Source organism: Vibrio sp. 10N.222.49.C9 (assembly GCF_041474985.1).
GTDB lineage: Bacteria > Pseudomonadota > Gammaproteobacteria > Enterobacterales > Vibrionaceae > Vibrio > Vibrio crassostreae_C.
The window spans coordinates 1-204 of record NZ_JBFRVD010000626.1; the positions used below are offsets into that span (position 1 = coordinate 1).

Annotated in this window: 1 pseudogene; it reads right to left on the reverse strand. The window is 45.1% G+C overall.

Annotated elements, in window-relative coordinates:
• A pseudogene (locus AB4585_RS24800) lies at positions 1-204 on the reverse strand (GTP pyrophosphokinase); the annotation flags it as partial.

Sequence of the window (204 nt, forward strand, 5' to 3'; positions counted from 1 at the left end):
GGTATGAATAGATTGATAGCCGTTAGGTTTTGGGTTCGCGACATAGTCATCGAACTCACTGGGAAGGTGCTTATATTTGGTGTGTACGATGCCTAGAGCGCCGTAACAATCTTGCAGTTGGTCAGCAATGATTCGCACTGCACGCACATCAAAAAGCTCATCAAAGGCGAGCTTTTTCTTCTGCATCTTACGCCAGATACTAAA